Origin of the sequence: Caballeronia sp. RCC_10 (assembly GCF_041360715.1) — a bacterium.
Classification (GTDB): Bacteria; Pseudomonadota; Gammaproteobacteria; order Burkholderiales; family Burkholderiaceae; genus Caballeronia; species Caballeronia grimmiae.
The window spans coordinates 1-11086 of the sequence record NZ_JBFUPT010000065.1; the positions used below are offsets into that span (position 1 = coordinate 1).

Here is an 11086-nt window from a genome sequence, read left to right on the forward strand (position 1 = left end):
GCGTTTTGCTTTGTCGATGCTTTCCATTTCCTCATTCTCTCAGGAGTTGAGGTCTCCGGAAAACCCGGTGCGCTTCAAAGCCAAGCGAACGCGCTCTGCATCCGTCGTCGGGTGGAGCACGCGCTACGCCGCTCTGCCTAGTGTACGAACGAGATCGGCCAGCCGGTACGGTTTGTGGATGAAAGCAAAATCGCTAAGATTGCCGTGGTGCGCCTTTAGGGCTGGGAGCGGATATCCCGATGCCAGTACGATCTTGATATCAGGATGAAGGTCTCGCGTCGAACGCGCGAGCTGGATACCGTCGATGCCCTTCGGCATGACCACATCGGTGAACAGGACGCGGATGTCGTCGCGACGGCTCAGGGCCTCCATCGCCTGGGACCCGTTACTGGCCGTCAGGACCTCATAACCGAGGCTGCGGAAAAGCTCAGCCGTCGCATCCAGTAAGTCCGGCTCATCCTCGACGACTAACACCGTATCGAGCATGGGACCCGTAAAGCTCTCCTCATCGCCGCTTGTCCCTCTTGCTACCGGCAAGTACATGCTGACGACCGTGCCCCTACCGGGCTTACTGTCGATCACCACGTCACCGCCGGACTGCGTAATGAAGCCGTACACTTGACTCAAGCCGAGACCGGTGCCCTTACCAACCTCCTTGGTGGTAAAGAACGGTTCATACGCGCGAGCCGCAACCTCGGGGAGCATTCCTGAGCCGGTGTCAGAGACGGACACTCTGACGTACGGGCCGGGCATGAGCGCGCCCACCGTCCCTGCGGCGAGTTCAACATTTTTCACGGCGATGACGATCTTTCCGCCATCGGGCATGGCGTCGCGCGCATTGACGACGAGGTTAAGCAGTGCGGCTTCAAACCGCGCGGCATCCAGGAGAACTGGCCGGGGTCGGGGCTCCTGCTTTACTTCGAACTCGATCGCGGCATCGACTGCCCGCCGAAGCACTGCTTCGAAGCTGCGCAGCACGCCATTCAGGTTACATTTTTCGGCCTTGAGGGGCTGCTGCCGTGCGAATGAGAGCAGTTGCTGGGTCAGTGTCGCACCGCGGGCGACCGCGCGCTGCATCGTTTCAAGCATTCTGATATCGGCGTGCTCGTGGAGCCTGAGTGACATCACATCCAAACCGTTCGACATCACGGCCAGCAAATTGTTGAAGTCGTGGGCGACGCCGCCGGTCAGCTGACCCAGCGATTCCATCTTTTGTGACTGAAACAGCGCGGCGTTGGCGCGTTCCAGTGCCTCGGCAGCCTGTCTGCGCTCGGTCACGTCGCGTGTCACCTTCGCAAACCCGACCAGTTTGCCGACGTCATTGTGGATAGCATCGATCACCACATGCGCCCAGAAGCGCGAGCCGTCCTTGCGCACTCGCCAGCTTTCCCGCTCGACGCGGCCCTCTGTGGCGGCGATCGACAGCATCTGGGCAGGCAACCCGCCGGCGCGGTCTTCTTCCGTATAAAAGACGGAAAAATGCTTTCCGAGAATTTCGTCGCGCGCGTAACCCTTGATGCGCTCGGCGCCAGAATTCCAACTGGTCACTTCGCCGGCCGGCGAAAGCATGTAAATCGCATAGTCGGTCACGCCTTGGACCAGCCGGCCGAATTGCTGCTCGCTTTGACGCAACGCTTCCTGGGCGACCTTCCGCTCGGTCATGTCGCGTGTGATCTTGGCGAAGCCAATCAGCTCGCCGGAATCATCGTGGAGCGGATCGATGACCACACTTGCCCAGAACTGGCTGCCGTCCTTCCGCACCCGCCAGCCTTCGTCCTCGAATTTTCCTTCGTCAACCGCAGCCCGCAGTACGCCGTCCGGCCGACCGGCAACCTGTTCGTTCTTTGGGTAAAACACCGAAAAGTGCTTACCGAGGATTTCGCTGGCCGCATAACCTTTGATGCGTTGTGCCCCGGCATTCCAAGTTTTGATGAATCCGGCCGTATCCAGCATGAGAATCGCGTAATCCGTCACCCCTGCCACGAGCAGTCTGAAAGATTGCTCGCCTGAAATGGCCCCGGTGGTCTGTGTGTAATTTTTCATGGTCTCTGCGTTGTAATGCCGCGTGGACGATCTGTCGTCAGCGATGGGGGCCTTACCGCCACGAAGCAAGCGTCGCGCCAAAAGGGGGCACAGGTTACGCGCTCGCTGCCAACACGGTCAACGGTTCGGGTAACAACGCCAGATTTGACGAAAATTCCCAACCTTGATTACATCCCCAACTTCGGCCTCGGCAACCCTTATAGATGCTGAACCGCAGTCGCGTAGGACTTCGCCGCGTCTTTCAGGTGGCCGGCCGCCGCCTGGACCTGCGTCGGCAATTCACTCAGCGCGAGCAGGGTGTCGACACCGTCCAGCCGCCTGCGCAGTTCGATGACGAGATCCATGACGCTGGCCTCCCCCACCCGCCGGCGATTGCTTTGTCTGGAGCTCACCGCGGAGCAGTCGACAAGGCGATCGACCTTGCGGAAGTATGCTTGAGCAGCTACGCGATGCCTCGCATACAGCGAAGCAACATTTGACTTTGAAAGACAGTCTTTAACAACGGCGGCGTTCATGCCGAGATGAAGCTGCAGCGCGTCGGGGGCGTCTGCCCGGTGAAAACATGCCACCTCATCGAACAGCGTCTCGCCGTCCCTGTCGATTAGATCGATCCAGACCTCGCCCTCTTCGAGGGTCTGGCCGGCGCGACGAATCACCCGCTCATCTTCATTAGCGCAAGCAAGCATCCGGTGTCCGTCGACATCATCGACCGGCATTTCGAACACCTCCACCAGTTCCCCGCTAACTGCAACCTGCACGATCAATAACGCCATCTCTGCTCCTTGTGATGGAATGACGGGAATACCGCTGCGCAGATCAAGCGATCGAACGTGGCGATCGTTTTGAGTGGCATTTTGAGGAAACGAGGCGTGAGCCGAACATCTTCGCGGTTCTTCAGTACGCCGTTAGCGACAATCGGGTTGACGTGGGCACTGGGTCGGACGGCACCTACCTGACGGAAGCAGCACCCCGGGGCTATGAAACTCTCGGTCGGGCAGCAAATATGGTACGCATACCGCGATGAGACAGATTTTTTCAAGCGCACCGCGGGAGCACCCCGCATGGCCGCTTGTGCGCTTCCGGCCACGACTTAACCGCGACTGTCGACCCAGCCACGCGCCCATGCTGTAGCGTGCCCCACCGCCTGTGTTTCACTATCGAAATAGTCGAGCACGTCGAATTTGTAGGAGACCGCTTCAGCACTGCCGGCGTCACCTCTGGTGAGTAGCAGATTTGCAGCAAACCAGCCGTCAGGTAACCGGTGGGCGGACGGCGAAATCGAATAACCGTTGTACTGGTGAATATAGTTAGTGTTTTGCATACGCGACAACGAACGCACGGCATCAATGTCGTACGAGCGAAAGTAAGTCAAAAAAATTTGAGGCGAGACAGATCGTGTCGGAGACAAATGATGCGCAGTCGAATGCGGCGATCAGATCGGGAGCGCGTGGCTCAGCGAGGATGCTAGTCGGCTAACAAAAACAAAGGGCCGGTAGACCGGCCCTTGAATTACATTACTGCGGCGAGATGTTCGCGGCTTGCATACCCTTCGGGCCACGCTTTGTCTCGTAGCTCACCTTCTGGTTTTCTGCGAGCGTCTTGAAGCCTTCGCCTCGGACTTCCGAGAAGTGTGCGAACAGATCGTCGCCGCCAGCGTCAGGAGTAATGAAGCCAAAGCCTTTGCTATCGTTGAACCACTTAACAGTACCGGTATCCATGAGAATTCCCTGAAATAGAAATAACAGCTCCGGTGCGGAGCGACAAAAACTTCAAGGAAGAAGAGAGGACAGCGAGTACCGCGCAGATGAGGCGGAAAATGGTGATCAGCAATCGAGCTTCTTGAACTTTCGATCCTCAGGATATAGGCCCCGACTGCGCCTGTCAATTAATAGGATGGTCCACCCCTCCCGATATCGCATAATCCGCGGTGACGCTTACTACCCGCACGGAGGTGCGTCATGAATCAGCAACCTGTAAATCAGGCATTGCTCGTATGGGCATCGACATCGGCAAGTCTGTGTTTCATGTGGTCGGACTTGATGCTGCTGGCAAGCCTGTTTTCCGAAGCCGATTTACAAGGGACCGGCTTTTGGAGTTTCTGGCGCGTACGGCACCGACAGTGGTCGGAATGGAGGCCTGCCCGGGTAGCAATTGGCTGGCTCGCAAGGCAGCGCTATATGGGCACGATGCCAGGATAGTTCCCGCTCAGTTTGTCAAACCGTTTGTCAAATCGAACAAGACAGATATCGTCGACGCCGAAGCAATAGCGGAGGCGGTATCCCGGCCTACAATGCGCTTCACACCGCCCAAGACAGAAGCGCAACTTGACTTGCAGGCCCTGCATCGCGTGAGGCAACGCTTGATATCCAGCAAGACCGCCATCATCAATCAGGCCCGAGCCTTTTTGCTTGAATACGGACTCACTATCAGTGTTGGTGCTGCCTACTTTGTCCGCGACATGCCATCGATACTTTCGGATGAGCAGAACGGACTTACGCCATCAATGCGCCGACTGCTCGAAGAACTTTGGCAGGAATATCGCTCCGTCGAGGCACGCCTGCTGCAGCTGCGGCATCAGATTGAATCGATTGCCAGCGCGGATGATGCCGCGACCCGCCTCACGTCGGTGCCAGGTATTGGCCAGCTGACGGCCACCGCAATTACCGCCTTTGCCGGCACAGGAACCCAGTTTAAGTCCGGACGTCATCTGGCCTCCTGGCTCGGGCTTGTGCCAAAGGAATTTTCAACGGGAGGGAAGCAGCGCCTCCTCGGTATCAGCAAACGTGGGAATCCATATCTGCGCAAGCTGCTTGTTCACGGCGCTCGTTCCTGTGTCCTGCATCTCGACCGGACGAAGGACCACCTTGGGGTCTGGATAAACGCTATGGAAGCGAAGGGGATACACCGTAACAAGGTTATCGTCGCGCTCGCCAACAAGCTCGCACGAATTGCCTGGGCAGTCCTTACCCGACAAGGTGCTTTTTATCTGAGACAACCGCAGCAGCAATAGGAGCCTCGCTCTCACCACTTCCAAGTTTGCTCGCCCGCAATTGATGACGAAACAGTGCGACGGCGTTTGGTAAACCCGGGACAAAAAAGCGGCCTTCGTGGCCGGTCCAATTTATTGGGAACTGGACGCGCATATCCCATCATGGCCTTGCCGCCAAAAGCGGCTGACTCGCGAGAGGCCGGATACATTTACGCAAACTGCTTCGTTGCCAATGCTCGCTTGCAAAACCGGGGTGGACCATACATTTTTTATTAATGGGCGCTTCTCTCATTAGACGGTCCGTCAGCGCGTATGGGATGGCTACAGGCTCTTGAGCAGTCGCTTGACGCGCATTCCAATGGCAACGGATCGGCTCGATCTAGGCAAGGTGAGATCGCCACATGCCTAGCTTGTCGTCCAATCCTCAGCACCGGACCCCTTCGTGCCACCCGACACGTCGCCAGTCTTCTCATTCCTACGGATCACAATGGTGCGGTACGGCGCACGTGTCTACGATGTGGCTAAGGTGCGATTTGCGGCCGGTATTAGGGCGCTATAACTGAACTGCATTTTTGTCCGATGCCATATGCAAGCCATCTTGCCTAAATAAGATGGCGTGTATGGCAAGCAAATCTCCCCCGGAGTGGCAGTTTCACGCCGATGTGCAGACGTAACGCCACTTGGCGGCGTTGACATCGATGCCGGCGTAGTCAATGCCTCGCTGTTGAGCGCGCTGGACGTCCGCGAGCTGCAACGCCGCAGCTCGCGACTTCTGTGCGATGACGTAGTCGCTCTGCCTAGCCGGCAACGGTGCGTTCGATCTTGATCCAAATTTGAAGTGCGAAGAACGACGAACGGCCCGCCTCGTGTTGTTGGGGAGAGTGAAACGGAGCGCCCCGATCGGCTCCCCGAGTGCCCGAGTGCGACTGGGTTCCTCCCTAACGCCGTAGCCTTTGTCAGAAAGACCGTCTAGCAAAAACCGCCGGCGGATGGTTCCGGAACCAAGTCTGCGACGCCTGATAAGGCACCCGGCATAGTGCGCCGTGCGAGAGGCGACGCGAGGAAGTAAGGGAAAGCAGAATCCACGCACACGGCGCAGCGGTCAAGCATGCGCTCAATAGCACGCGAGGCAAGCAAGTTCCTCTTACGCCCGATACGAGCCCGCCTTGCCCGACAGTGTAGGGAATAAGCCGCCGCTGATACGCCTCGACGTGGGCCGGCCGCGCGACGCGGGGCGCCGCAAAATCGGAGGGGCTGTGCTGACAAGCTTGCCGTACCCCGACGATCAAGCATCGTTGGCGGATGGATTTCCGCAACTCGACGAAGCACGTGTCACCTCCTACCCATCGCCGTCACCCCATGCCGCTCCATCCGAATGTCCGGTACTGAGTGGATAAGCCTATCGATTGACCGTAAAAAAGAACACCTAGCTGCCCTCAGAAGCAAAGGATTGGTCACTGTTTGAGACTGCAGGAAGGTCGTGCAGGAAGCGAATGTCCCGGCCCTTACCCAAGGTGGACGCTAAGCGTAGGGCTGACATCGCATCGCTAACGACTACCACGAAGGGGCCATCGAGCCGGGGAAGCTCTATGCGCCAGCCAGCGCCGGTATGCGGTCTTACAACGATCTCCCAATAGCTGTCGTCCATGGCGTGAGTCATTTCGGAGAATAGCTCCCCGGTTAGGGAAAGAAGGCCCGACACTAGGAACGGGCCAAGCAGACAGATGCTCTAAAGCGCGCCTTGCGACAGGCGCAACAAAAAGCTTAGGCGTGGTAGTACGCAAAGAGAAGGCGAAAAAGAAGACACGCATGAGCGATTGCTTTCTCGGCCGACCGCGTGGAAAGCTTGGCCCGCCGTGCTTGCGCGGGCTTTTTTAAGTATTAAGTACCACATCGCAAGTGAGACACCTGAAAGCTCGATGATGCGCGTCACGTGCAGTCAAGATCCTTTTCGCGCCCCCGACGGCAGGGAAGTCCGGGCTGCGAGCCCAAGGCCACTGAATAAGCCCAAAGCCAATCATTTAGGGAGCGGAAGATTCGACGGAAGCCCCTTCGCGTCCGTAGTGGCTTCATCTGCCAACCCGTTGGTTTGTACGCCAAGCTCATGTTGCGCTTGCTGCCAAAACTCATCTGACCGCCCATCAGGGCGACCGGCTTGTTCCCATAGTTGATAGGCAAGCGTACGGAGTTGTTCTTCGAGAATGGGCTCTTCCATATCGTCCTCTTGGGCAATTGTTACTCGCGGTTCATCTATAGGCATGGTATGCATGCAACGGCGAAATGGAAAGGGTTCTCCTTTATTGGGTCTTTTTGAAAGTGGCCGTTTCTTTAAAGGCATCCTTTTTTGATAGCTTTAAAGAAATTGGGACATGTCATAGCCAGGGCAAACCACCCTGTGATAAGGTCGCGCTAACGTTCGCGTCTCGACGCATCGACGTAGGCTCAACCGAGTCGATCCCATCTTTAAGCCGGGCACTTTGCCCGCAAACCGCTTACGGCAAGTGCATCGGATGCGTCCGCCCTGCACAGCCCCCTGAGCGATTTTTTTGAGGCGCTTCGGCGGGGCTCTGGTAGTCCGTCCATTCCAAGCGTAGACACTTTTCACCTCGCGCCTTGCCCGCGCATTATATTTCTCCGAGCCACCGTGCTCGAACCTACCCTCGTCTTTCGGCGGCCAACGAGCAGCCCATCTAGCGCATCGCGTCCACGCTTCCCGTTTGCTGTGCCGACAGCCAAACGCAGTAAGCACGACGCGGTGCCTTCACCGCCTTCCGCGGGCTGATCATCAGGCTACATCCGCCGAAGGCAACCACGTGATTTTGCGCGTCACTGCTTCGCATCGCGTAGCAGTGACGCGCTTTCGCGCACCCCTCTCGCCCTCGCCACATAAGGCGCCCGTCTCGCGACGTGATAGTTAAGCGCACGTCAGCGCGTCGAACCGGCCAACCGGCGAACGACAAACGACCTCATCGGCAGCAGCACCCTGGCCATAAAACCCACCTCCAGGTGGCGGCCCACAGCTACCTAAACGCACGCAGTACCCGGCTCGCTGGAGCGACCCGGCGCAAGACGAAAACGAACAACGCAAACAAGATGACGATGAAAAGCACAAGCAAGCCCGCGTCACTGCCGAAGCGATCTCAGGCGCGAGAACATTCTGTTGAAGCGAAGTTCATGATGGCAGCGCTTTACAAGGGGGCTGCGACGTTGACTCGGCAGAAAATGCTGACGACGTTCAGAGCATTTGCGACGCATGCCAAACAGCGGCGCTATGGCGATGTCGATCCCGCCACGGTCACCGAGAAGCAGCTTCGCAACTATGTCGGCACTCGGATCGAAGCCGGCATCACGCCGCGCACAATCCAGAACGAGGTCAGTCACCTTCGCCGTGCTTTGCAGGGGGCAGGCCGCGGCGACTGGGCGGATGCCGTTACCAATGAACAGCTTGGCGTGCCGACCGGCACGCGGATCGGCATTGGCCGCGTAGTCGATGCAAACGTGCTTGGGCACGCCCTCGAACATGCATCGATTGACACACGCGCCTGGATCCAGCTCGAGCGTTGCCTGGGCTTGCGGCGAGAAGAAATGATTGAAAGTTATAAGAGCTTGAAACAGTGGGAGGCGGCGCTCGCACGCGGACAGAGCTTTGTGACGATCCGCCACGGCACAAAAGGCGGACGCGTCAGGGACACCGTAATCCCGGAACCCTATCGGGCGAGAGCCTTGGCTGCAGTCAGGTCAGCGCTGGAGGTCACGACAAAGACACGGCCATATCTGGTCAACGCTAAGAGTACGCGAGCAGCTCAAAAGCAGGTCCAAGACCGCTTTGCGGCTTTGGGGTTGACCGGTAAGGACTCCGGTCACGCATTGCGCCGCGCTTTTTGTCGCGATAACTACGAGCACTACCGGAGCGAAGGTCATAGCGAGAAAGAAGCGCTCGCAATGTGCTCTCGTGACCTCGGGCATGGCGAAGGCCGCGGCCGGTGGGTCTGGAACAACTATCTGAGGGCCACCTATGAACAGCAAGCCTGAATTCGTCACCGTGCATCGGCTACCGAAGGGCAGTGTGTGGAAGGTCAAGGCGGAACTAGTAGGCGGAACGCGGCTTGAAGGGCTCTCTGGACCTGCCGATGCGCTGCCGAGACTGCGGATCTCATCTGAGGCGTTTGAAGCCCTCCGAGGACTCAGGAATCGGGGTGAGACGATCCGGGAGGTAGTGGAACGATTGATCCTTGCTGCTACTGAGCAGGCGAACAGCAATCTGCGCGGATGACAACACTTGGGGCCGTCTAGGAACCCTGCTTGGCCCCTTGGGCGGCTCTGATCCGAGATTGAAATATGGCAAGAGACTTTGTGGGCCCTGTATGGGCTCTGGAGGGCACCTGGAAGTGCCCGATAAGTGTCAGATATCGGCCGCTTTTGTGACGTCAACCGATTACGGCGGTCCGCACTCCACCCATAGGGGCAGAAAAGTGGCAGTTAAGCGGCCGTTTGCGGACAGCAGCTCCGTTTATACCGGTGTTCTTCGGCCAAACCTGGCTTTTCCCGCAACTTTGTCAAAACAGAGCGCCTTGCGGATCGGGCTCGAACTCGAAGCGCAGTCTAACCACCTTCCTGCCGGCCTTTACTGGCTCCCATTTCACGACGGGGCCGTTCTTATCGAGTAGCTCCTTGACCGATGGCTCGATCACGCGCTTGCGCAACTCCTTGAAGTTCGCGCGGTAGGCCGGACTTGCGTCCATCGCGTCTTGAAACTCTTCGATACTCGGGGATTTGACGAGCGCATTCGCGCGATTGCCGTGCGTGAAGGCAAGATTAGACAGCGTCAAGCAGCACGGCCGATCAGCGACAATTATTTTGGCCGGTCAACGGGTGTAGTTGTCGCTGGCTAATTCATAGTTGTCGCGCCTCCATCGTAATTGTCGTCGGGTAATTGTCGCCGGCGCGCGCTCTGTTTGTCGCTGGCCTTTCGACGGCGATAGCTTTCTACATTCAGTTCGAAGATCGTCGAGTGATGGACGAGCCGGTCGATGGCTGCGACCGTCATGCCGGGGTCGGGGAACACGTCATTCCAGCCAGAGAACGGCTGATTGGCCGTTATTAAAAGACTTTTGCGCTCATACCTCTCGGCGATCAGTTCGAACAGCACACTGGTTTCGGCCTGGTCCTTGCGCGCGTACGACAGGTCGTCCAGGATGATGAGATCGAACCGATCGAGCTTAGTGAGCGCGGATGGAAGTTGCAGACTCTGGCGCGCGGCCTGGAGCTTCTGTACGAGCTCGCTGGTGCGCGTGAACAGCACGCGATAGCCGACGTCGATCAAAGCATGTCCGATGGCCGAACCTAAATGACTTTTGCCGCCACCGGGCGGCCCGAACAGGAGAATCGTGGCACCTTTCTCCAGCCACGAATCTCCGGTAGCCAGCGCAGTGACATGCGCCTTCGAGACCATTGGCACCATGCCGAAGTCGAAGGTGGCCAGCGTCTTGGTCGGGTCCAGATGCGACTCGGTCCGGTGCCGCTCGATGCGTCGTTTGGCACGTTCGGCCAGCTCATGCTCGAGCAGCGCCCCGAGCAATCGCGTAGCCGGCCAACCTTCCTTGTCAGAGCGCTCAACGAACTCGGGCCATAACCTGCCGATCGTCGGCAGGCGTAACTCGTTCAGCATCAGGGCCAGACGGCCGTTGTCATGGGCAGGGATGTTCATGCTGCCACCTTGTCGAGCAGCTCGTCATAGACCGCGACGGGCGGCATCTCGACCACCACCTCGGGACATAGGGCCTGACGTGGCGCGAATTCATCGCGCAACTGCTTCAGATCGGGCAGTTCGCCTGCTTCGAGCAAGACGTCCAGCCGCTCGGCCAGCAACGCTTCAACGCCATGGTGTCCTGCGAGTTCGAGCAGCCCCACGATCGTCTTGCATGCCTGACGTTGCGTCAGTTGCGCCTCCAGCCTCTCCCAGGTTCGGCGGTAGGCCTCACGGGGAAACAGCGCGTCGCGAAACGCAAACCCCCTGAACGCCTGCGGCTTGCGCTTGAGAGAATCGATGAAGTG

General features: G+C 58.2%; 9 protein-coding genes and 1 pseudogene. 2 read left to right on the forward strand and 8 right to left on the reverse strand.

Annotation, left to right across the window (positions count from 1 at the left end; translation table 11 throughout):
* Positions 1–123: 123 nt before the first annotated feature.
* The 4 genes from AB6804_RS30860 to AB6804_RS30875 all read right to left on the reverse strand — a co-directional run bounded on the left by AB6804_RS30860 (position 124) and on the right by AB6804_RS30875 (position 3761).
* A complete protein-coding gene (locus tag AB6804_RS30860; protein ID WP_370889686.1) occupies positions 124–2043 on the reverse strand; it encodes a PAS domain S-box protein in 1920 nt (639 codons plus the stop codon).
* A 197-nt stretch (positions 2044–2240) separates the two neighbouring features.
* Entirely contained in the window at positions 2241–2816 is a 576-nt protein-coding gene (locus AB6804_RS30865; protein ID WP_244798067.1) for a hypothetical protein, read from the reverse strand.
* Positions 2817–3133: 317 nt separating this feature from the next.
* On the reverse strand, positions 3134–3364 hold the full coding sequence (locus tag AB6804_RS30870) for a hypothetical protein (protein WP_244798066.1): 231 nt from the start codon (positions 3362–3364) through the stop codon (positions 3134–3136).
* A gap of 193 nt (positions 3365–3557) precedes the next feature.
* Positions 3558–3761 carry a cold-shock protein gene (locus AB6804_RS30875; protein WP_027780628.1) on the reverse strand — a complete coding sequence of 68 codons (204 nt, stop codon included), beginning with the start codon at positions 3759–3761 and terminating at the stop codon, positions 3558–3560.
* Positions 3762–4036: 275 nt separating this feature from the next.
* On the opposite strand from AB6804_RS30875, the gene AB6804_RS30880 reads away from it, so the two are divergent.
* Entirely contained in the window at positions 4037–5053 is a 1017-nt protein-coding gene (locus tag AB6804_RS30880) for an IS110 family transposase (RefSeq protein ID WP_370889687.1), read from the forward strand.
* Between the two features lie 1996 nt (positions 5054–7049).
* Here AB6804_RS30880 and AB6804_RS30885 read toward each other — a convergent pair.
* A complete protein-coding gene (locus tag AB6804_RS30885; RefSeq protein ID WP_244798065.1) occupies positions 7050–7247 on the reverse strand; it encodes a DUF2934 domain-containing protein in 198 nt (65 codons plus the stop codon).
* 884 nt (positions 7248–8131) lie between these two features.
* Between AB6804_RS30885 and AB6804_RS30890 the strand changes: the two genes are divergently transcribed.
* On the forward strand, positions 8132–9064 hold the full coding sequence (locus tag AB6804_RS30890) for an integrase domain-containing protein (protein WP_244798064.1): 933 nt from the start codon (positions 8132–8134) through the stop codon (positions 9062–9064).
* 524 nt (positions 9065–9588) lie between these two features.
* On the opposite strand, the gene AB6804_RS30895 is transcribed toward AB6804_RS30890, so the two are convergent.
* From AB6804_RS30895 to AB6804_RS30905, 3 genes and pseudogenes are all read right to left on the reverse strand, one after another.
* On the reverse strand, positions 9589–9861 hold the full coding sequence (locus tag AB6804_RS30895; RefSeq protein WP_370889688.1) for a replication initiation protein: 273 nt from the start codon (positions 9859–9861) through the stop codon (positions 9589–9591).
* Positions 9862–9920: 59 nt separating this feature from the next.
* The gene (gene istB, locus AB6804_RS30900) at positions 9921–10739 is read right to left on the reverse strand and encodes an IS21-like element helper ATPase IstB (RefSeq protein ID WP_370889689.1); all 819 of its coding nucleotides are present in this window, start codon (positions 10737–10739) and stop codon (positions 9921–9923) included.
* Positions 10736–11086, reverse strand: a pseudogene (locus AB6804_RS30905) (IS21 family transposase); the annotation flags it as partial. The gene istB and the pseudogene AB6804_RS30905, both read right to left, overlap by 4 nt.

Excerpts from the sequence above, each read along its gene's own strand:
- AB6804_RS30860 (WP_370889686.1), bottom strand. The coding sequence starts at position 2,043 with ATGAAAAATTACACACAGACCACCGGGGCCATTTCAGGCGAGCAATCT.
- AB6804_RS30865 (WP_244798067.1), bottom strand. The coding sequence starts at position 2,816 with ATGGCGTTATTGATCGTGCAGGTTGCAGTTAGCGGGGAACTGGTGGAG.
- AB6804_RS30870 (WP_244798066.1), bottom strand. The coding sequence starts at position 3,364 with ATGCAAAACACTAACTATATTCACCAGTACAACGGTTATTCGATTTCG.
- AB6804_RS30875 (WP_027780628.1), bottom strand. The coding sequence starts at position 3,761 with ATGGATACCGGTACTGTTAAGTGGTTCAACGATAGCAAAGGCTTTGGC.
- AB6804_RS30880 (WP_370889687.1), top strand. The coding sequence starts at position 4,037 with ATGGGCATCGACATCGGCAAGTCTGTGTTTCATGTGGTCGGACTTGAT.
- AB6804_RS30885 (WP_244798065.1), bottom strand. The coding sequence starts at position 7,247 with ATGGAAGAGCCCATTCTCGAAGAACAACTCCGTACGCTTGCCTATCAA.
- AB6804_RS30890 (WP_244798064.1), top strand. The coding sequence starts at position 8,132 with ATGAAAAGCACAAGCAAGCCCGCGTCACTGCCGAAGCGATCTCAGGCG.
- istB (WP_370889689.1), bottom strand. The coding sequence starts at position 10,739 with ATGAACATCCCTGCCCATGACAACGGCCGTCTGGCCCTGATGCTGAAC.